Here is a 20,560-nt window from a genome sequence, read left to right on the forward strand (position 1 = left end):
TTGAGGGGCTTCGTCGGTGGAAGGGAAGGGTGGCTTAGCCGGCTGCTGATTTCCGGACCACCAAACTGCAGGTGCCGGCCGATCCTTTGCAGGATGGTCGGCGTGAACGACAAGGCAGATGAGATATGGCTAAGAAAGTTGCAGGCCTGCTCAAGCTTCAGGTTCCCGCGGGTTCGGCGACGCCGTCGCCCCCGATCGGTCCTGCGCTTGGTCAGCGTGGCATCAACATCATGGAGTTCTGCAAGGCATTCAATGCGCAGACCCAGGAGATGGAGAAGGGGTCGCCGATCCCGGTCGTCGTGACCTACTATCAGGACAAGTCTTTCACCTTCACGATGAAGACTCCGCCGGTGAGCTACTTCCTCAAGAAGGCGATCAACCTGAAGTCGGGTTCCAAGGAGCCGGGCAAGTCGGTTGCTGGCAAGATTTCGCGCGACAAGGTGCGTGAAATCGCAGAAGCCAAAATGAAAGACCTGAACGCGAACGACGTCGATGCGGCCATGCGCATGGTCGAGGGTTCCGCGCGTTCCATGGGCCTGGAAGTGGAGGGCTGACGATATGGCGACGAAACTTTCCAAGCGCATCGCAAAGGCGCGCGAAGGCATCGACCGTGACAAGGAATACGCTCTCGATGAGGCCGTTGCGCTTCTGAAGGACCGTGCAACCGCGAAGTTCGACGAGACCATCGAGATCGCGATGAACCTCGGCGTCGACCCGCGTCATGCGGACCAGATGGTTCGCGGCGTCGTCAATCTGCCGAACGGCACGGGCCGTACGGTTCGCGTTGCCGTGTTCGCCAAGGGCGACAAGGCAGATGAGGCCAAGGCTGCCGGTGCCGACATCGTCGGTGCCGAGGATCTGGTGGAGATCGTCCAGAAGGGCGAGATCGATTTCGATCGCTGTATCGCGACGCCGGACATGATGCCGCTGGTCGGTCGTCTCGGTAAGGTGCTCGGTCCGCGTGGCCTGATGCCGAACCCGAAGGTTGGCACCGTGACGCCGGACGTTACGGCTGCGGTCAAGGCTTCCAAGGGCGGCGCTGTCGAGTTCCGCGTCGAGAAGGCCGGTATCGTGCATGCCGGCGTCGGCAAGGCTTCTTTTGATGCCAAGGCCATCGCTGAGAATGTACGCGCTTTTGCGGATGCCGTGATCAAGGCGAAGCCGGCGGGTGCCAAGGGCAACTACCTGAAGAAGGTTGCCATCACCTCGACCATGGGCCCTGGCCTGCGCATTGATGTGGCGAGCCTGACGGCTGCGTCCTGATAAGATTTCGGGGAGGGCGCTCTGGCGCCTTCCCCAAGACTTTCCGCACCCTCGGGTGTGGAAGCCGGAAGGAAACTTCCGGAACATCCTGTCCGAGATTGCAGGCGGTTCGCCTTAATCCCTTTTCGGGGTCTGCATGAGACGGGTGGGACCGGAGACCGGGGCTTGCCCCGTTTGAAGGTTCGAACCGTGTTGGCCTTTTGTCCGATGCCGGAATTCCGGTTGGCGAAAGGGGACAGGATCCTCGAGCGTCGCTTGGGTGATCCGAGTTTGCGGATGCCCTGCGGCAAAAGGCAAACCGGCGGATGCGTCTTTCGGGACTTTCCGTCAAATGGAGAAGGCAGTGGACAGAGCGGAAAAACGCGAATTCGTCGCGGATCTGAATCAGGTGTTCAGCAACACCGGTTCGGTCGTCGTGGCCCACTATGCCGGTCTGACCGTCGCACAGATGAACGATCTTCGTTCGAAGATGCGCGGCGCAGGTGGCACAGTCAAGGTTGCGAAAAACCGTCTCGCCAAAATCGCCCTTCAGGGAACCCCGTCCGAAGGCATTCAGGCCCTTTTCGAAGGCCAGACCCTGATTGCCTATTCGGACGATCCGGTTGTCGCTCCTAGGGTCGCCAATGACTTCGCCAAGGGCAATGACAGGCTTGTCATTCTCGGCGGTGCCATGGGTGAGACCGCGCTCGACGCCGACGGTGTGAAGGCACTCGCCTCGCTGCCGTCGCTGGACGAGCTCAGGGCGAAGCTGGTCGGCATGATTTCGACGCCGGCTACCCGGATCGCACAGGTCGTCAACGCGCCCGCGGGTCAGCTCGCGCGCGTCTTCGGCGCCTATTCCAAGAAGGACGAGGCGGCGTGATGCCGGTCCTCAAGACCAACAACACAGTTCGAACACAAAAGGAAATGTACAATGGCTGATCTTGCTAAGATCGTTGAAGACCTGTCGAGCCTTACCGTCCTCGAGGCGGCTGAGCTTTCGAAGATGCTTGAAGAGAAGTGGGGCGTCTCCGCTGCTGCTCCGGTGGCTGTTGCCGCTGCTGCAGGCGGTGCTGCCGGTGGCGAAGCTGCCGAAGAGAAGACCGAATTCGACGTCGTTCTCGCCGATGCAGGCGCCCAGAAGATCAACGTCATCAAGGAAGTTCGCGGCATCACGGGTCTCGGCCTGAAGGAAGCCAAGGACCTCGTTGAGTCCGCTCCGAAGGCGATCAAGGAAGGCGTGTCCAAGGACGAAGCCGAGAAGATCAAAGAGCAGCTCGAAGGCGCTGGCGCCAAGGTTGAGCTGAAGTAATTCGGCGTCCGGGCCGCACGGATTTCCGATCTGTGCGGGCCGGAACACTGAAGACGGAATCCAAACCTCTTTCCTGTAGGCCGCAAGCGGCTTTCAGGAAACGGGTTTTTATCCGTTTGGATTGACCGCCGGAACGGCGGTTCACGTGGTGCATGCAAGCCAGGCAGGGCAAGGAGCGACGATGGCCGAGACCCAAACGTTTAATGGTCGCAGGCGGGTACGCAAGTTCTTCGGAAAGATTCCGGAAGTTGCGGAGATGCCGAACCTTATCGAGGTTCAGAAGGCATCCTATGACCAGTTCCTGATGGTCGAGGAGCCCGAGGGCGGGCGTCCTGACGAGGGGCTGCAGGCGGTGTTCAAGTCGGTTTTCCCGATTTCGGACTTCGCCGGAACGGCGATGCTTGAATTCGTGAAGTACGAATTCGAGGATCCCAAGTTCGATGTTGACGAGTGCCGGCAGCGCGATCTGACCTTCGCTGCGCCGCTCAAGGTGACGTTGCGCCTGATCGTCTTTGATGTCGATGAGGACACCGGCGCCAAGTCAATCAAGGACATCAAGGAGCAGGACGTCTATATGGGCGATATGCCGCTCATGACGTCCAATGGCACCTTTATCGTCAATGGCACCGAGCGCGTTATCGTCTCGCAGATGCACCGTTCGCCGGGTGTGTTCTTCGACCACGACAAAGGCAAGTCGCATTCGTCGGGCAAGCTTCTGTTTGCCGCGCGTGTGATCCCGTATCGCGGTTCCTGGCTCGACATCGAGTTTGATGCCAAGGACATTGTCCATGCGCGCATCGACCGCCGCCGCAAACTGCCAGCGACGTCGCTTCTGATGGCGCTTGGCATGGATGCTGAAGAGATCCTGTCCACCTTCTACGATCAGCTCACCTATGTGCGCGATGGTGACAATTGGCGTGTTCCCTACTCGGTTGATCGGTTCAAGGGTCTGAAAGCCACGACGGACCTGATCGACGCCGACAGCGGCGAGGTTGTCGTTGAGGCTGGCAAAAAGATCACGGCGCGTCAGGCAAAGCAGCTCGCCGAGAAGGGCCTGAAGGCCATTCGTGCGACGGAAGACGACCTGCTGGGCAATTATCTGGCGGAAGACATCGTCAATCCGGAAACGGGCGAGATTTTCCTCGAGGCCGGTGACGAGATCGATGAGAAGACGCTGAAGGTTCTGCTCGAGACGGGCGCGACCGAAGTGCATTTTCTCGACATCGACCACGTTAATGTTGGCGGCTACATCCGCAACACGCTTGCTGCCGACAAGAACGAGTCCCGCCAGGATGCGCTGTTCGACATCTATCGTGTCATGCGTCCGGGCGAGCCGCCCACGCTCGAAACGGCGGAAGCGATGTTCCATTCGCTGTTCTTCGATGCCGAGCGCTACGACCTTTCGGCCGTTGGCCGCGTCAAGATGAACATGCGTCTCGAACTGGACGCGGAAGACACCGTGCGCGTTCTGCGCAAGGAAGACATCGTTGCCGTGGTCAAGACGCTTGTCGAGCTGCGCGATGGCAAGGGCGAGATCGACGACATCGACAATCTCGGCAACCGCCGTGTGCGTTCCGTCGGCGAGCTGATGGAAAACCAGTACCGTGTCGGCCTCCTGCGCATGGAGCGTGCGATCAAGGAGCGTATGTCCTCGATCGAGATAGACACGGTGATGCCGCAGGACCTGATCAACGCCAAGCCGGCTGCTGCCGCCGTGCGCGAGTTCTTCGGTTCCTCGCAGCTCTCGCAGTTCATGGACCAGACCAACCCGCTGTCAGAGATCACCCACAAGCGTCGTCTTTCGGCACTTGGACCGGGCGGTCTGACGCGTGAGCGTGCTGGCTTTGAGGTGCGCGACGTGCACCCGACCCACTATGGCCGTATCTGCCCGATTGAGACGCCGGAAGGCCCGAATATCGGTCTGATCAACTCGCTCGCCACATTCGCCCGCGTCAACAAATACGGTTTCATCGAGAGCCCGTATCGCAAGATTGTCGACGGCAAGGTGACCCAGGACGTTGTCTACCTGTCCGCAATGGAAGAGGCCAAGCACTACGTTGCTCAGGCCAACGCTTCCATCGGCGAGGATGGCAGCTTCACGGATGAGTTCGTTATCTGCCGCCATGCCGGCGAAGTGATGATGGCACCGCGTGAGAATGTCGACCTGATGGACGTGTCGCCGAAACAGCTTGTGTCGGTTGCGGCAGCACTCATCCCGTTCCTGGAAAACGACGACGCCAACCGCGCTCTCATGGGTTCGAACATGCAGCGTCAGGCCGTGCCTCTGGTGCGTGCCGAGGCGCCGTTCGTCGGCACCGGCATGGAGCCGATCGTTGCGCGCGATTCCGGTGCTGCGATTGCTGCCCGCCGGACCGGTGTCGTCGATCAGGTGGATGCGACCCGTATCGTTATCCGTGCGACGGAAGACGTGGACGCATCGCGTTCGGGCGTTGACATCTACCGCCTGATGAAGTTCCAGCGTTCGAACCAGAACACCTGCGTCAACCAGCGTCCGCTGGTGCGCGTGGGCGACCGGGTCAACAAGGGCGATATCATCGCGGACGGTCCTTCTACGGATCTGGGCGATCTCGCACTTGGCCGGAACGTGCTCGTCGCGTTCATGCCCTGGAACGGCTACAACTACGAGGATTCCATCCTCCTGTCCGAGCGTATCGTTCGCGATGACGTCTTCACTTCCATTCACATCGAGGAATTCGAGGTGATGGCGCGTGATACGAAGCTTGGACCGGAAGAAATCACGCGTGACATTCCGAACGTTTCGGAAGAAGCGCTGAAGAACCTCGACGAAGCCGGCATCACCTATATCGGTGCCGAAGTTCAGCCGGGCGACATTCTGGTTGGCAAGATCACACCGAAGGGCGAAAGCCCGATGACGCCGGAAGAAAAGCTATTGCGCGCCATCTTCGGTGAGAAGGCTTCGGATGTTCGCGACACGTCCATGCGCATGCCACCCGGCACGTACGGAACGGTCGTCGAGGTGCGCGTCTTCAACCGTCACGGCGTCGAGAAGGACGAGCGTGCGATGGCCATCGAGCGCGAGGAAATCGAACGCCTTGCCAAGGACCGCGACGACGAGCAGTCGATTCTGGATCGCAACGTCTATGCGCGTCTCGCCGAAATGCTCGAGGGCAAGCAGGCGATCGCTGGGCCGAAAGGCTTCAAGAAGGGGGCGACCCTTTCCGCCGAGGTTCTGGACGAGTATCCGCGTTCGCAGTGGTGGCAGTTTGCTGTCGAGGACGAGAAGCTTCAGGAAGCTCTCGAAGCCATGCGTGCCCAGTATGACGAGTCGAAGAAGGCGCTTGAACAGCGCTTCATGGACAAGGTCGAAAAGGTGCAGCGCGGCGACGAGATGCCGCCCGGCGTCATGAAGATGGTCAAGGTCTTCGTTGCCGTGAAGCGCAAGATGCAGCCCGGCGACAAGATGGCTGGCCGTCACGGTAACAAGGGTGTGGTTTCGCGCATCGTGCCGGTCGAGGATATGCCGTTTCTTGAAGATGGCCAGCATGTGGATATCGTGCTCAACCCACTGGGTGTGCCGAGCCGCATGAACGTCGGCCAGATTCTGGAGACCCATCTGGGCTGGGCGTGTGCCGGCATGGGGCAGCAGATCGGAGATCTGATCGACAGTTATAAGGAGAGCGGAGACATCAAGCCGCTGCGCCAGACGATCGAGTCGATCATTCCGGACAACGACCGTAACGAGCCGGTACGTCAGTACGACGATGAGAGCATTGTTCGCCTTGGCGAGCAGATGCGTCGCGGCGTGTCCATCGCAACGCCTGTCTTCGACGGCGCGCATGAGGCTGACGTCAACATCATGCTGGAACAGGCAGGCATGCAGACGAGCGGGCAGGTGACACTTTACGACGGGCGTACGGGTGAGCCGTTCGATCGTCAGGTCACTGTCGGCTACATCTACATGCTGAAGCTGCACCACCTGGTGGACGACAAGATCCACGCCCGTTCGATTGGACCGTATTCGCTCGTGACCCAGCAGCCGCTGGGCGGTAAGGCGCAGTTCGGCGGACAGCGTTTCGGTGAGATGGAGGTCTGGGCGCTGGAAGCTTATGGCGCTGCCTACACGCTGCAGGAAATGCTGACCGTGAAGTCGGATGACGTGGCGGGCCGTACCAAGGTTTATGAAGCCATCGTGCGCGGCGACGATACGTTCGAGGCGGGCATTCCGGAGAGCTTCAATGTTCTCGTCAAGGAAATGCGCTCTCTTGGTCTCAATGTGGAGCTCGAAAACTCCCGCATTGACACCGGCGAGACAGAGCAACTGCCCGACGCTGCGGAATAAGCGTTATCGCGTGTCGCGGGGTACACTCTCGCGACACGCAATCGTCGTTCGCAAGGCAGCTTAGCGGCCAAGCATTTGAACCGGTGGGACACGCGGCGGCAGTCTTCACCGAAGTTTAAAAGGGACAAGGCGTCCCGAAAAGGAGATCGGCATGAACCAAGAGGTCATGAATCTTTTCAACCCTCAGGCGCCGGCACAGACTTTCGACTCGATCAGGATTTCTCTGGCTAGCCCCGAGAAAATTCTGTCCTGGTCGTATGGCGAGATCAAAAAGCCCGAGACCATCAACTATCGTACGTTCAAGCCTGAGCGTGACGGTCTCTTCTGCGCGCGCATCTTCGGTCCCATCAAGGACTATGAGTGCCTCTGCGGCAAGTACAAGCGCATGAAGTACAAGGGCGTCATCTGCGAGAAGTGCGGCGTGGAAGTCACGCTGTCACGTGTTCGTCGCGAGCGTATGGGCCATATCGAGCTGGCAGCACCTGTCGCTCATATCTGGTTTCTGAAGTCGCTGCCTTCGCGCATCGGCACGCTGCTCGACATGACCCTGAAGGACATCGAGCGCGTTCTCTATTTCGAGAACTACATCGTGACCGAACCGGGGCTGACGGCGCTCAAGGAAAACCAGCTCCTTTCCGAAGAAGAGTATCTGATTGCGGTTGACGAGTATGGCGAGGACCAGTTCACCGCCATGATCGGTGCCGAGGCTATTCATCACCTTCTGGAATCGATGGACCTCGACAAGATCGCCGGTGATCTGCGTTCGGAGCTCGCATCCACAACATCCGAGCTGAAGCAGAAGAAGCTTCTGAAGCGTCTCAAGGTGGTCGAGAACTTCCTCGAGTCCGGTAATCGCCCTGAGTGGATGATCATGAAGATCGTCCCGGTCATTCCGCCGGATCTGCGTCCACTGGTGCCGCTGGATGGCGGCCGCTTCGCGACCTCCGATCTCAACGACCTTTATCGTCGTGTGATCAACCGAAACAACCGTCTGAAGCGCCTTATCGAGCTGCGCGCGCCGGGCATCATCATTCGCAACGAGAAGCGCATGCTTCAGGAGGCCGTCGACGCACTGTTCGACAACGGTCGCCGTGGGCGCGTTATCACCGGTGCCAACAAGCGTCCGCTGAAGTCGCTCTCCGACATGTTGAAGGGCAAGCAGGGCCGGTTCCGTCAGAACCTGCTCGGCAAGCGCGTCGATTACTCTGGCCGTTCGGTGATCGTGACCGGACCCGAGCTCAAGCTGCACCAGTGCGGCCTGCCGAAGAAGATGGCGCTTGAGCTCTTCAAGCCGTTTATCTATGCGCGTCTTGATGCAAAAGGCTACTCGTCCACCGTCAAGCAGGCGAAGAAGCTGGTCGAGAAGGAAAAGCCAGAGGTGTGGGATATCCTCGATGAGGTTATCCGCGAGCATCCCGTTCTTCTGAACCGCGCGCCGACGCTGCACCGTCTGGGCATCCAGGCGTTCGAGCCCGTGCTGATCGAAGGCAAGGCGATCCAGCTTCACCCGCTGGTCTGCACGGCATTCAACGCCGACTTCGACGGTGATCAGATGGCTGTTCACGTGCCGCTTTCGCTGGAAGCCCAGCTTGAAGCGCGTGTGCTCATGATGTCGACCAACAACATCCTGCACCCGGCCTCCGGCGCACCGATCATCGTGCCGTCGCAGGACATGGTTCTCGGACTCTACTATCTGTCCATCATGAACCAGAACGAGCCGGGTGAGGGCATGGTCTTTGCCGACATGGGCGAACTGCACCATGCTCTGGAGAACAAGGTCGTCACGCTGCACACCAAGATCAAGGGGCGGTTTAAGACCGTCGATGCGGATGGCAATCCCGTCTCGCAGATCCATGAGACGACGCCCGGACGCATGATTGTTGGCGAGCTTCTGCCGAAGAACCACAACGTGCCCTTCGACATCTGCAATCAGGAACTGACCAAGAAGAACATCTCCAAGATGATCGACACGGTCTATCGTCACTGCGGTCAGAAAGAGACAGTCATCTTCTGTGACCGCGTGATGCAGCTCGGCTTTAGCCATGCCTGCCGCGCAGGTATTTCCTTCGGCAAGGACGACATGGTCATTCCGGACACCAAGGAAAAGCTGGTGGCCGAGACCGAGGCGCTCGCCAAGGAATATGAGCAGCAGTACAATGACGGCCTGATCACGCAGGGCGAGAAGTACAACAAGGTCGTCGACGCCTGGGCCAAGTGCTCGGAGAAGGTCGCCGACGAGATGATGAAGCGCATCAAGGCAGTCGAGTTCAATGAAGACGGCCGCCAGAAGCCGATGAACTCGGTTTACATGATGTCGCACTCCGGTGCCCGCGGTTCGCCGGCGCAGATGCGTCAGCTTGCCGGTATGCGTGGCCTCATGGCCCGACCGGATGGCTCCATCATCGAGACGCCGATCATCTCGAACTTCAAGGAAGGCCTGACCGTGATGGAGTACTTCAACTCCACCCACGGCGCCCGTAAGGGTCTGGCCGACACTGCCTTGAAGACAGCAAACTCGGGCTACCTGACTCGTCGTCTCGTCGATGTTGCACAGGACTGCATTGTCACCGTGCCTGATTGCGGCACCGAGAAGGGCCTGACCATGCAGCCCATCGTGGACGCAGGGCAGGTGGTTGCCTCCATCGGTCAGCGTGTCCTTGGCCGTACGGCTCTCGACGACATCATCAATCCGGCTACCGATGAAGTCATCGTTTCGGCAGGGCGCCTGATCGATGAACGCGATGTTGAAGCGATCGAGAAAGCGGGCATCCAGACGGTGCGTATCCGCTCCGCGCTTACCTGTGAGGTTCGCAGCGGCGTATGTGCGGTTTGTTATGGGCGCGATCTGGCGCGCGGCACGCCGGTCAACATCGGTGAGGCGGTCGGCGTTATTGCGGCCCAGTCCATCGGCGAACCGGGCACCCAGCTCACCATGCGTACCTTCCACATGGGCGGAACGGCGCAGGTGGTTGACCAGTCGTTCCTGGAGGCGTCCTTTGAGGGCACCGTCAAGATCCGCAACCGCAATGTGGTGCGCAACTCTGAAGGCGATCTCATCGTGATGGGCCGCAACATGGCGGTTCTGATCCTTGACGAGAACGGCGAGGAGCGTGCAAGCCACCGCCTTACCTACGGTTCGCGGCTCTTCATCGACGAGGGCGACAAGGTCAAGCGCGGTCAGCGCATCGCCGAGTGGGATCCTTACACCCGTCCGATGCTCACCGAAGTGGAAGGCACCGTGGCGTTCGAGGATCTGGTGGATGGCGTTTCCGTTCAGGAAACAGCCGATGAGTCGACCGGTATCACCAAGCGCGAGGTCATCGATTGGCGGTCGACGCCGCGCGGTGCGGACCTGAAGCCGGCGCTGACGGTGCTCGATTCCAAGGGCAAGGTGGCAAAGCTCGCCCGTGGTGGCGATGCACGCTTCCTTATGTCGGTTGAAACGGTTCTGTCCGTTGAGCCGGGCTCCAAGGTCAAGCCGGGCGACGTGATTGCCCGTATTCCGACCGAGAGCGCGCGCACCAAGGACATTACCGGTGGTCTGCCGCGTGTGGCAGAGCTGTTCGAGGCGCGTCGTCCGAAGGATCACGCCATCATTGCCGAGATCGATGGCACGATCCGTTTCGGTAGGGACTACAAGAACAAGCGCCGTATCGTCATCGAGCCGCATGACTCGACACTGGAGCCCGCGGAATATCTCATTCCCAAGGGCAAGCCGTTCCATCTCCAGGATGGTGACCAGATCGAAAAGGGCGATTTCATCCTCGACGGTAATCCGGCACCGCATGACATTCTGGCGATCAAGGGCGTGGAGGCTCTGGCTTCTTACCTGGTCAACGAAATCCAGGAGGTCTATCGTTTGCAGGGCGTGTTGATCAACGACAAGCACATCGAGGTGATCGTTCGCCAGATGCTGCAGAAGGTCGAGATTACGACACAGGGCGATTCGACCTATATTCCGGGCGACCATGTTGACTCGGTCGAGTTCGAGGAGATCAACGAGCGCCTGGTGGAAGAGGGCAAGAAGCCAGCCGAAGGTCAGCCGGTTCTGCTCGGCATCACCAAGGCATCTCTGCAGACGCCGTCCTTCATTTCCGCGGCCTCCTTCCAGGAGACCACCCGCGTGCTGACCGAGGCGGCTGTAGCCGGCAAGATCGACACGCTGCAGGGCCTGAAGGAAAACGTCATCGTGGGTCGCCTTATCCCGGCCGGTACGGGTGGCGCCATGAGCCAGGTTCGCCGCATCGCACGTTCGCGCGACGATCTGATCCTGGACGAGCGACGCAAGAGCTCCGGTGCCGAAATAGCCGATCCTATGATCGCCGACATGACGACGAGCCCCGCCGAGTAATCGGCAGCGCTCATCTCAAAAATGCAAAGCCGGGCCCTGTGCCCGGCTTTTCTTTGGTCGATCCACCGGCGTTGTCGCGTGCCTGTTACCCAACCGGATCATGAGACCCCCGGGCGCCCCTTTCGCCCGGTTTATGGAGAAGATCTCATGTTCAGGAAGCTAGTTTTCGCTGCAACAATGTCCATTTTGGCGCAGTCTCTCGCCCACGCAGACGCCGTGATAAAGCCAGCCTTTCTCGGCGAAATCGTCCTTCCCAGCGGCCTCATGATTTCCGGCATCGAATTCGGTGGCATATCGGGTCTCGATTACGATGCGGAGACGGAGGTGTTTTATGCGATTTCTGATGACCGGTCGGAGAAAGCACCGGCGCGTTTCTATCGGCTGAAGCTTCTGATCGAGGAAGACGGCGTGAAGGGGGCGGACATTATCTCGAGCCATGTGCTCCAGGGAGAGGATGGCGCGCCGTTCGCACCCAAGACCATCGATCCGGAAGCGATCCGCTTCGACGGTACGCGGCAGAGCGTGTTCTGGTCGAGCGAGCGCGACGCCGCGGGCAATCCGGCGCTCTACGAAGCCAGAGCGGACGGCGCGTTCAAGCGCAGCTTTACGATCCCTGGAGCATACCTGCCGGATGCTGCCGGTGAACGCGGCATCCGCAACAATCTGGCATTTGAAGGGCTGGCGCTTTCCGTCGACGGAAAGACTGCCTGGGTGGCGACCGAAAATGCGCTTGCACAGGACGGGCCAAAGGCGACGCCTGAAGCGGGAAGCCTGTCGCGCATCCTGGGTTTTGACGTGGAAAGCGGGGAACCGGTCGCCGAGTATGTCTACGAAACCGGCCCGATCCACCGGAAGTCGGACACGGAGCCCTACTACAACGACAACGGCCTGACGGAGATCCTGGAGATCGACGCCGGCCGGTTTCTTGCGGTCGAGCGTTCCTTTGCGCTGGGGGCAGGTAACGAAATCAATCTTTATCTTGTGGAGACGGCGGGTGCGAGCGACATTCTCGGCGCAGAAAGAATTGCCGACCTTGATGTTGACGTTGCGACACTCAGGAAGACGCATGTCCTGACGATCGGCGAAGGGGATTTCGGTCTCGACGTGGACAATATCGAAGCGATCACCGAGGGGCCGGAGGTTGGCGGCAAACAGACCCTCGTGATGGCCTCCGACAACAACTTCAATCCCAACGGACAGTTCACGCAGTTTGTCGTGTTTACGCTGGAGCCGGGGCTAAACTGAAATAAAGCTTTGCCTGCCGAAAAGGCCCGGGCATGAGCCGGGCCTTTTCGGGTGCTGCTTCAACGCGGCAACTGCTTTCCTACGCCTTTGGCTGTCATGCGATCACACCCGACTGCAAGCACCTAAATTGGTTCGTCAAACGTAACGATCGCGATTTCGCCTTCAAGCGCCCCCTGCCAGGCTGAGAGATGTGGCTCCTCGTCGGGCTCGCCTTCCATGTCACCGATGCGATCAAGCTCAGCTTCCGCATAGCCTTCGCGAGCGAGGGCTTCCAGCGCGAGTCGCACCGCGGTATCGTCATCGGGAGCAAGCAGCATGATGTGAACGCCTTCGCTTTCCTCGCCCTTCTCGCGCCAGACACGACCGGTGATGATGGTGACTGCCCGCTCTTCAGATTCGTCCATAGTCTTTCCTGATTCTTGCAGGGCAGCGTGGGCCCCGGTTGCGAGCCTGTTTTTCGCACGGAGCCTGTTAGAATGACAGAGGCATGGTGTGGTTTCGCTTCGAAAACCGGCCTGATGGAGCAATAATCTGTCGTCGTGACAAGCAAGTGCTTCAATGCACGTCTGTGCGCCAGATATTTGGGCGGGTGGGGTTGACGGTTAACCGACATGCGAGTAATACCCGCTTCGTCCGAGCCGATGTGAGGCTTTTTCTTTCGGGGCGACGCGCCCTGGATCAGGTCTCAAACAGGGTTCGTTTTTGCGAGCGACAGAATTTGCGGCGCATGAAGCGGAAACGCTTCCTCTGCTGTATGTCCGGGCAAGACCGTTGATGCGGTTTGCAGCCCGGATTTATGCATGAACGCAGACTGTTCTTGAAGCGGCCCTCGGGCTTGAGACACGGAATTGTAACAAGGGAAGGTTTGATGCCTACCGTTAACCAGTTGATCCGCAAGCCGCGCGTTGCGCCGGTTAAGCGCAATAAGGTTCCGGCCATGCAGGCCAACCCGCAGAAGCGGGGCGTTTGTACGCGCGTTTACACAACGACGCCGAAGAAGCCGAACTCGGCTATGCGTAAGGTGGCAAAGATCCGCCTCGCCAACGGGTTTGAGGTCATCGGTTATATCCCGGGTGAGGGGCATAATCTTCAGGAGCACTCCGTGGTGATGATCCGCGGCGGCCGTGTGAAGGACCTTCCGGGTGTGCGCTACCACATTATCCGTGGTGTGCTCGACACGCAGGGTGTCAAGAACCGCAAGCAGCGTCGTTCCAAATACGGCGCCAAGCGTCCGAAGTAGGTTTCCCGGCTTCGGCGCTTTGTTTTTGAGCCGGGCCTTCGAAGGTAAGAGACGAAAAACATGTCCCGACGCCATCGCGCAGAAAAGCGAGAGATCAACCCCGATCCGAAATTCGGTGACACGGTTGTTACGAAATTCATGAATGCCATCATGCTTGATGGTAAAAAATCCGCTGCCGAGCGTATCGTTTACGGTGCATTCGAGCAGGTGGAAGAGAAGCTGAAGCAGGAGCCTGTGGGTGTGTTCCACCAGGCGCTGGAGAATGTTGCTCCGCACGTTGAGGTTCGCTCGCGCCGTGTTGGTGGTGCGACCTACCAGGTGCCGGTCGATGTTCGTCCCGAGCGTCGTCAGGCGCTGGCCATCCGCTGGCTGATTTCTGCGGCACGCAAGCGCAACGAGACGACCATGGTCGATCGCCTTTCCGGCGAGTTGCTCGATGCAGCCAACAATCGCGGCACTGCCGTCAAGAAGCGCGAAGACACGCACAAGATGGCTGAAGCCAACCGCGCGTTCTCGCACTACCGCTGGTAGCCTTACGGATCGAAGAGGTACACGACGATGTCCCGCGAATATAAGCTCGAAGACTACCGCAACTTCGGTATCATGGCGCATATCGACGCCGGCAAGACGACGACGACCGAGCGCATTCTTTTCTACACCGGCAAGTCTCACAAGATCGGCGAAGTGCATGACGGCGCTGCGACGATGGACTGGATGGAGCAGGAGCAGGAGCGCGGGATTACGATCACGTCTGCTGCCACGACCACCTTCTGGGAAGGCCGTGACGGCAAGAAGCGCCGCTTCAATATCATCGACACGCCCGGGCACGTCGACTTCACCATTGAGGTTGAGCGTTCGCTGCGCGTTCTCGACGGCGCCGTTGCGCTGCTCGATGCAAATGCCGGTGTGGAGCCGCAGACGGAAACCGTTTGGCGTCAGGCTGACAAGTATCGCGTGCCGCGCATGATCTTCTGTAACAAGATGGACAAGATCGGCGCCGACTTCTACCGTTCGGCGGAGATGGTCAAGACCCGTCTTGGTGCGCAGGCTGTCGTGATGCAGCTCCCGATTGGCGCCGAGAACGATTTTGCCGGTGTCGTGGACCTCATCGAGATGAAGGCGCTTGTCTGGCAGTCCGAAAACCTCGGCGCTGCCTGGGACGTGGTCGACATTCCTGCCGATCTTCAGGAGAAGGCGGAGGAGTATCGCGAGGCTCTCATCGAGGCGGCTGTCGAGATGGACGAAGCCGCGATGGAGCGTTACCTCGAAGGCGAGATGCCGTCGAATGACGAGATCCGCAAGCTGATCCGCAAGGGCACGATCGAGGTCAAGTTCTTCCCGATGTTCTGTGGCTCTGCCTTCAAGAACAAGGGTGTGCAGCCGCTGCTCGACGCCGTCGTCGACTTCCTGCCGTCTCCGATGGACGTACCGTCGATCAAGGGCATCGACCCCAAGACCGAAGCAGAGATTGCTCGCAAGTCGTCTGACGAAGAGCCTGTCTCCATGCTGGCCTTCAAGATCATGAACGATCCGTTCGTTGGCTCGCTCACCTTCTGCCGCATCTATTCGGGTGTGCTGAACAAGGGTGCGTCACTCGCCAACACGGTGAAGGACAAGCGCGAGCGTATTGGCCGTATGCTGCAGATGCATTCCAATTCGCGTTCCGATCTCGAAGTGGCTTACGCAGGCGACATCGTCGCCCTGGCCGGCCTCAAGGAGACCACGACGGGCGACACGCTTTGCGATCCGACCAAGCCGGTCATTCTCGAGCGCATGGAGTTCCCCGATCCGGTGATCCAGATCGCCATCGAGCCGAAGACCAAGGGCGACCAGGAAAAGATGGGCCTCGCGCTCAATCGTCTGGCAGCCGAGGATCCGTCCTTCCGCGTCAAGTCCGACGAGGAATCCGGTCAGACCATTATCGCCGGCATGGGCGAGCTTCACCTCGACATCATCGTCGACCGCCTGAAGCGTGAATTCAAGGTTGAGGCCAATGTGGGCGCTCCGCAGGTTGCATACCGCGAGACGATCACCCGCGAAGCCGAAATCGACTACACGCACAAGAAGCAGTCCGGTGGTTCGGGTCAGTTCGCCCGCGTCAAGATCGTGTTCGCGCCGAACACCGAGAGCGAGGAATTCGAGTTCGAATCCAAGATCGTCGGCGGTTCGGTCCCGAAGGAATACATTCCCGGCGTCCAGAAGGGCATCGAGAGCGTTCTTTCTTCCGGTCCGGTTGCAGGCTTCCCGATGCTCGGCGTGAAAGCCACGCTGATCGATGGTGCCTATCACGACGTTGACTCCTCGGTTCTCGCCTTCGAAATCGCCGCTCGCGCGGCATTCCGTGAAGGCGCCCAGAAAGCTGGCGCTCAGCTGCTCGAGCCGATCATGAAGGTCGAAGTCGTGACGCCGGAAGAGTATGTGGGCAGCATCATTGGTGACCTGAACGGGCGTCGTGGCCAGATTCAGGGCCAGGAAGCACGCGGTATCGCCACGGTTATCAACGCCATGGTGCCGCTGGCCAACATGTTCAAATACGTCGATACGCTGCGTTCGATGTCTCAGGGCCGCGCCCAGTACACGATGCAGTTCGATCACTACGAGCCGGTTCCCAGCGCGGTGGCGCAGGAGATCCAGAAGAAATACGCGTAATCCGCTCAGACACGTTCGTTACGGATTATCGACAGTTGAAAGAGCCCGAACGGGCACAAGGAATGGAGAGCTCACATGGCCAAAGGTAAATTTGAGCGTACGAAGCCGCATGTGAACATCGGCACGATTGGTCACGTTGACCACGGCAAGACGTCATTGACGGCAGCGATCACGAAGTATTTCGGCGAGTTCCGCGCCTATGACCAGATTGATGGCGCACCGGAAGAGAAGGCGCGCGGGATCACGATTTCGACGGCGCATGTGGAGTATGAGACGGATGCGCGTCACTACGCGCACGTGGACTGCCCCGGCCACGCCGACTATGTGAAGAACATGATCACGGGTGCGGCTCAGATGGACGGCGCGATCCTGGTTGTTTCGGCTGCCGATGGCCCGATGCCGCAGACGCGCGAGCACATTCTTCTTGCCCGCCAGGTTGGCGTTCCGGCGATCGTGGTTTTCCTGAACAAGGTGGACCAGGTTGACGATGAAGAGCTTCTGGAGCTTGTTGAGCTTGAGGTTCGCGAGCTTCTTTCGTCCTACGATTTCCCGGGCGACGACATTCCGATCGTGAAGGGTTCGGCGCTTGCTGCTCTTGAAGACTCCAACAAGGAGATCGGCGAGGACGCGATCCGCAAGCTGATGGCCGAGGTTGACGCCTACATTCCGACGCCCGAGCGTCCGGTTGACCAGCCGTTCCTGATGCCGATCGAGGACGTGTTCTCGATTTCGGGCCGCGGCACGGTTGTTACGGGTCGCGTCGAGCGCGGCATCATCAAGGTCGGCGAGGAAATCGAGATCGTCGGCATCCGTCCGACGACGAAGACGACCTGCACGGGCGTTGAGATGTTCCGCAAGCTTCTCGACCAGGGTCAGGCCGGCGACAACATCGGTGCGCTTCTGCGCGGTGTCGAGCGTGAGGGCGTTGAGCGCGGTCAGGTTCTGGCCAAGCCCGGTTCGGTGACGCCGCACACGAAGTTCAAGGCAGAAGCCTACATCCTGACGAAGGAAGAGGGCGGCCGTCATACGCCGTTCTTCACGAACTACCGCCCGCAGTTCTACTTCCGTACGACGGACGTGACGGGCATCGTTCACCTTCCGGAAGGCACGGAAATGGTGATGCCGGGCGACAATGTGACGGTCGACGTCGAGCTGATCGTGCCGATCGCCATGGAAGAGAAGCTGCGCTTCGCTATCCGTGAAGGCGGCCGCACCGTCGGTGCCGGCATCGTCGCATCGATCACTGAGTAAGAACGGCAACCTTCCGGCGCGGCGCGGTTACCCGCGTCGCAGCGGAACAAGGAAGTGACACATGAACGGACAGAATATCCGTATCCGCCTCAAGGCGTTTGATCATCGCGTTCTTGATGCCTCGACGCGGGAAATCGTGTCTACGGCAAAACGCACGGGCGCGAACGTGCGCGGCCCGGTGCCGCTGCCCACGCGCATCGAGAAGTTTACTGTTAACCGGTCTCCTCATATCGACAAGAAGAGCCGCGAGCAGTTCGAGATGCGCACCCACAAGCGGCTGCTCGATATTGTCGATCCGACGCCGCAGACGGTCGACGCGCTGATGAAGCTCGACCTCGCTGCTGGTGTGGATGTCGAGATCAAGCTCTAGGGCGCAAGACAAAAAGTCAGGAACCCGAGCCTCTGACCGTGAAAACGGGTGAGGGGCTGGGAACCCCGAAAGGAAATCGAACCGATGCGTTCAGGTGTTATCGCACAAAAGATCGGTATGACACGCGTCTACAACGAAGCGGGCGAGCATGTGCCCGTGACGGTTCTGCGCATGGAGAACTGTCAGGTCGTTGCGCAGCGTACCGAGGAGAAGAACGGCTACACGGCTGTTCAGCTTGGCGTTGGACTGGCCAAGGTGAAGAACACGTCGAAAGCGTTGCGCGGCCATTTCGCGACCGCTTCCGTCGAGCCGAAGGCCAAGGTGGCCGAATTTCGTGTGTCGCCCGACAACCTTCTGGATGTCGGCGCAGAGATCACGGTCGAGCATTTCGTCCCCGGCCAGAAGGTCGATGTGACGGGCACCTCGATCGGTAAGGGCTTCCAGGGTGTCATGAAGCGTCACAATTTCGGTGGCGGCCGTGCAACCCATGGTAACTCGGTCTCGCACCGCTCGCATGGTTCAACCGGTCAGCGCCAGGATCCCGGCAAGGTGTTCAAGGGCAAGAAGATGGCCGGACACATGGGCGCGCACCGCGTGACCACGCAGAACCTGGAAATCGTGTCCACGGATACCGAGCGCGGTCTTATCCTCGTTCGCGGTGCCGTTCCCGGTTCCAAGGGCGCCTGGATTACAGTGCGCGACGCCGTCAAGGCTCCGCTGCCAGACAACGTGCCGATGCCGGCCGCTATCCGTAGCAATGGCGCTGCAAAGGCTGAAGAAGCTGCCGCCACTGAGGGGGCTGAATAATGGACATTAAAGTTACGACCCTCGCAGGCAAGGATGCCGGTAAGCTGAAGATCTCCGACGAGATTTTCGGACTTGATCCCCGCGAAGATATCCTGCACCGCGTCGTGCGCTGGCAGCTCGCCAAGAAGCAGCAGGGCACGCACAAGACCAAGGGACGCTCCGAGATTGCGCGTACCGGTGCAAAGATGTACCGCCAGAAAGGTACGGGCCGCGCCCGTCACTCGTCGGCTCGTGTACCGCAGTTCCGCGGCGGTGGCCGTGCTCATGGCCCGGTCGTTCGCGACCATAGCCACGATCTTCCCAAGAAGGTCCGTGCGCTCGGTCTGAAGCACGCTCTGTCGGCCAAGGCGAAGGACTCCAGCCTTATCATTATCGATGATCTGGCCCTCGCTGACGGCAAGACGAAGTCCCTGGTGGAGAGCTTCGCCAAGCTCGGCCTGAGCAACGCTCTGCTGATCGGCGGCGCGGAAGTCGATGCCGGCTTCAAGCGTGCTGCTCAAAACATCGCCAACATCGACGTTCTGCCGGTGCAGGGCATCAATGTTTACGACATTCTGCGCCGCGGCACGCTGGTCCTTTCCAAGGCCGCCGTCGAGGCCCTTGAGGAGCGTTTCAAATGACGGAGCTTCGCCACTATGACGTGATCGTCAGCCCGGCGATCACCGAGAAATCGACAATGGCGTCGGAAAACAACCAGGTGGTCTTCAATGTGGACCGCAAGGCGACGAAGCCGGAAATTAAGGCTGCTGTCGAGGCGCTCTTCGGCGTCAAGGTGACCGGTGTCAACACGCTTGTTCGCAAGGGCAAGGTGAAGCGTTTTCGCGGAACGATTGGCCGCCAGAGCGACGTGAAGAAAGCGATCGTCACGCTGGCCGAAGGTCATTCCATCGACATCGCGACTGGCCTCTAATCGGGCGGCGAGGAAGAGACAATGGCACTGAAGAAGTTTAAACCGGTAACCCCAGGCCAGCGCCAGCTGGTCATCGTTGACCGCTCCGGCCTTCACAAGGGCAAGCCCGTGAAGGGCCTGACCCAGGGTCTGACGGGCAAGGGCGGCCGCAACAACACGGGTCGCATCACCGCTCGTTTCCAGGGCGGCGGTCACAAGCGCACTTATCGTCTGATCGACTTCAAGCGTCGCAAGCTTGATATCTCGGCGACGGTGGAGCGTATCGAGTACGATCCGAACCGTACCGCGTTCATCGCGCTGGTGCGTTACGAAGATGGCGAGCTGTCTTATATTCTGGCTCCGCAGCGCCTGGCTGCCGGCGACAAGATCATCGCCAGCGACAAGGCGGTCGACGTAAAGCCGGGCAATGCGATGCCTCTTTCGGCAATGCCGATCGGCACGATCGTGCACAACGTCGAGATGAAGCCCGAAAAGGGCGGACAGATCGCACGCTCTGCCGGCGCTTATGTTCAGCTCGTCGGTCGTGATCAGGGCATGGCGATCCTTCGCCTTAATTCGGGCGAACAACGCCTGGTCTCTGGTCGCTGCTTTGCAACCGTCGGCGCCGTGTCCAACCCGGACCATGGCAATGTCAGCCTGGGCAAGGCCGGTCGTAAGCGCTGGATGGGCAAACGCCCGCACAACCGCGGTGTCGTCATGAACCCGGTCGATCACCCCCATGGTGGTGGTGAGGGCCGTACCTCCGGTGGCCGTCACCCTGTGTCGCCCTGGGGCAAACCCACAAAGGGCATGAAGACCCGGTCGAACAAGTCGACCGACAAGTTCATCATGCGCTCGCGCCACAAGCGCAAGAGCTAAGGAA

Annotated in this window: 17 protein-coding genes; 16 read left to right on the top strand and 1 reads right to left on the bottom strand. The window is 59.7% G+C overall.

Annotation, left to right across the window (positions count from 1 at the left end; all coding sequences use genetic code 11):
• Positions 1-125 precede the first annotated feature (125 nt).
• The 7 genes from rplK (at position 126) to P2W41_RS09725 (ending at position 12,471) form a co-directional block, all read left to right on the top strand.
• Positions 126-554 carry a 50S ribosomal protein L11 gene (gene rplK, locus P2W41_RS09695; RefSeq protein WP_065815247.1) on the top strand — a complete coding sequence of 143 codons (429 nt, stop codon included), beginning with the start codon at positions 126-128 and terminating at the stop codon, positions 552-554.
• 4 nt (positions 555-558) lie between these two features.
• Entirely contained in the window at positions 559-1,263 is a 705-nt protein-coding gene (rplA, locus tag P2W41_RS09700) for a 50S ribosomal protein L1 (RefSeq protein WP_292895785.1), read from the top strand.
• Positions 1,264-1,606: 343 nt separating this feature from the next.
• Positions 1,607-2,125 carry a 50S ribosomal protein L10 gene (gene rplJ / locus P2W41_RS09705; RefSeq protein WP_292895783.1) on the top strand — a complete coding sequence of 173 codons (519 nt, stop codon included), beginning with the start codon at positions 1,607-1,609 and terminating at the stop codon, positions 2,123-2,125.
• A gap of 51 nt (positions 2,126-2,176) precedes the next feature.
• Entirely contained in the window at positions 2,177-2,554 is a 378-nt protein-coding gene (rplL, locus tag P2W41_RS09710) for a 50S ribosomal protein L7/L12 (protein ID WP_229450906.1), read from the top strand.
• 181 nt (positions 2,555-2,735) lie between these two features.
• Positions 2,736-6,875 carry a DNA-directed RNA polymerase subunit beta gene (rpoB, locus tag P2W41_RS09715; RefSeq protein WP_404933033.1) on the top strand — a complete coding sequence of 1,380 codons (4,140 nt, stop codon included), beginning with the start codon at positions 2,736-2,738 and terminating at the stop codon, positions 6,873-6,875.
• Between the two features lie 151 nt (positions 6,876-7,026).
• Positions 7,027-11,226: a DNA-directed RNA polymerase subunit beta' gene (rpoC, locus tag P2W41_RS09720; RefSeq protein WP_292895780.1), complete on the top strand. Its 4,200-nt coding sequence runs from the start codon at positions 7,027-7,029 to the stop codon at positions 11,224-11,226.
• 147 nt (positions 11,227-11,373) lie between these two features.
• On the top strand, positions 11,374-12,471 hold the full coding sequence (locus P2W41_RS09725; protein ID WP_404933034.1) for an esterase-like activity of phytase family protein: 1,098 nt from the start codon (positions 11,374-11,376) through the stop codon (positions 12,469-12,471).
• Between the two features lie 122 nt (positions 12,472-12,593).
• Here P2W41_RS09725 and P2W41_RS09730 read toward each other — a convergent pair whose 3' ends face one another.
• Positions 12,594-12,875, bottom strand: coding sequence for a transcriptional regulator (locus tag P2W41_RS09730; RefSeq protein ID WP_292895776.1), 282 nt, complete (start codon positions 12,873-12,875; stop codon positions 12,594-12,596).
• Between the two features lie 464 nt (positions 12,876-13,339).
• Between P2W41_RS09730 and rpsL the strand changes: the two genes are divergently transcribed.
• From rpsL to rplB, 9 genes are all read left to right on the top strand, one after another.
• On the top strand, positions 13,340-13,711 hold the full coding sequence (rpsL, locus tag P2W41_RS09735; protein ID WP_292895774.1) for a 30S ribosomal protein S12: 372 nt from the start codon (positions 13,340-13,342) through the stop codon (positions 13,709-13,711).
• A gap of 60 nt (positions 13,712-13,771) precedes the next feature.
• The gene (gene rpsG / locus P2W41_RS09740; protein WP_229450910.1) at positions 13,772-14,242 is read left to right on the top strand and encodes a 30S ribosomal protein S7; all 471 of its coding nucleotides are present in this window, start codon (positions 13,772-13,774) and stop codon (positions 14,240-14,242) included.
• 27 nt (positions 14,243-14,269) lie between these two features.
• Positions 14,270-16,360 carry an elongation factor G gene (fusA, locus tag P2W41_RS09745; protein WP_292895769.1) on the top strand — a complete coding sequence of 697 codons (2,091 nt, stop codon included), beginning with the start codon at positions 14,270-14,272 and terminating at the stop codon, positions 16,358-16,360.
• A 75-nt stretch (positions 16,361-16,435) separates the two neighbouring features.
• The gene (gene tuf, locus P2W41_RS09750; protein WP_292895767.1) at positions 16,436-17,611 is read left to right on the top strand and encodes an elongation factor Tu; all 1,176 of its coding nucleotides are present in this window, start codon (positions 16,436-16,438) and stop codon (positions 17,609-17,611) included.
• Between the two features lie 61 nt (positions 17,612-17,672).
• A complete protein-coding gene (gene rpsJ, locus P2W41_RS09755) occupies positions 17,673-17,981 on the top strand; it encodes a 30S ribosomal protein S10 (protein WP_007009511.1) in 309 nt (102 codons plus the stop codon).
• Between the two features lie 84 nt (positions 17,982-18,065).
• Positions 18,066-18,788, top strand: coding sequence for a 50S ribosomal protein L3 (gene rplC, locus P2W41_RS09760; RefSeq protein ID WP_007009512.1), 723 nt, complete (start codon positions 18,066-18,068; stop codon positions 18,786-18,788).
• Complete coding sequence (gene rplD / locus P2W41_RS09765) at positions 18,788-19,408, top strand: 50S ribosomal protein L4 (RefSeq protein WP_229446814.1); 621 nt, start codon at positions 18,788-18,790, stop codon at positions 19,406-19,408. The genes rplC and rplD overlap by 1 nt, the downstream gene beginning before the upstream one ends.
• Positions 19,405-19,698 (top strand): 50S ribosomal protein L23, encoded by a 294-nt coding sequence (locus P2W41_RS09770; RefSeq protein WP_007009515.1) that lies wholly within the window; start codon positions 19,405-19,407, stop codon positions 19,696-19,698. Before rplD ends, P2W41_RS09770 begins: the two co-directional genes overlap by 4 nt.
• A 21-nt stretch (positions 19,699-19,719) precedes the next feature.
• Positions 19,720-20,556 (top strand): 50S ribosomal protein L2, encoded by an 837-nt coding sequence (gene rplB, locus P2W41_RS09775; RefSeq protein ID WP_292895762.1) that lies wholly within the window; start codon positions 19,720-19,722, stop codon positions 20,554-20,556.
• The last annotated feature ends 4 nt before the right edge of the window (positions 20,557-20,560 follow it).

The sequence above is a fragment of the Nitratireductor sp. L15S-10 genome (genome assembly GCF_045011005.1).
In the GTDB taxonomy this organism is placed as follows: domain Bacteria; phylum Pseudomonadota; class Alphaproteobacteria; order Rhizobiales; family Rhizobiaceae; genus Nitratireductor.

Bases quoted from the DNA above. Each gene is read 5' to 3' on its own strand.
- rplK (WP_065815247.1), top strand. From the start codon at position 126: ATGGCTAAGAAAGTTGCAGGCCTGCTCAAGCTTCAGGTTCCCGCGGGT.
- rplA (WP_292895785.1), top strand. From the start codon at position 559: ATGGCGACGAAACTTTCCAAGCGCATCGCAAAGGCGCGCGAAGGCATC.
- rplL (WP_229450906.1), top strand. From the start codon at position 2,177: ATGGCTGATCTTGCTAAGATCGTTGAAGACCTGTCGAGCCTTACCGTC.
- rpoB (WP_404933033.1), top strand. From the start codon at position 2,736: ATGGCCGAGACCCAAACGTTTAATGGTCGCAGGCGGGTACGCAAGTTC.
- rpoC (WP_292895780.1), top strand. From the start codon at position 7,027: ATGAACCAAGAGGTCATGAATCTTTTCAACCCTCAGGCGCCGGCACAG.
- P2W41_RS09725 (WP_404933034.1), top strand. From the start codon at position 11,374: ATGTTCAGGAAGCTAGTTTTCGCTGCAACAATGTCCATTTTGGCGCAG.
- P2W41_RS09730 (WP_292895776.1), bottom strand. From the start codon at position 12,875: ATGGACGAATCTGAAGAGCGGGCAGTCACCATCATCACCGGTCGTGTC.
- rpsL (WP_292895774.1), top strand. From the start codon at position 13,340: ATGCCTACCGTTAACCAGTTGATCCGCAAGCCGCGCGTTGCGCCGGTT.
- rpsG (WP_229450910.1), top strand. From the start codon at position 13,772: ATGTCCCGACGCCATCGCGCAGAAAAGCGAGAGATCAACCCCGATCCG.
- fusA (WP_292895769.1), top strand. From the start codon at position 14,270: ATGTCCCGCGAATATAAGCTCGAAGACTACCGCAACTTCGGTATCATG.
- tuf (WP_292895767.1), top strand. From the start codon at position 16,436: ATGGCCAAAGGTAAATTTGAGCGTACGAAGCCGCATGTGAACATCGGC.
- rpsJ (WP_007009511.1), top strand. From the start codon at position 17,673: ATGAACGGACAGAATATCCGTATCCGCCTCAAGGCGTTTGATCATCGC.
- rplC (WP_007009512.1), top strand. From the start codon at position 18,066: ATGCGTTCAGGTGTTATCGCACAAAAGATCGGTATGACACGCGTCTAC.
- rplD (WP_229446814.1), top strand. From the start codon at position 18,788: ATGGACATTAAAGTTACGACCCTCGCAGGCAAGGATGCCGGTAAGCTG.
- P2W41_RS09770 (WP_007009515.1), top strand. From the start codon at position 19,405: ATGACGGAGCTTCGCCACTATGACGTGATCGTCAGCCCGGCGATCACC.
- rplB (WP_292895762.1), top strand. From the start codon at position 19,720: ATGGCACTGAAGAAGTTTAAACCGGTAACCCCAGGCCAGCGCCAGCTG.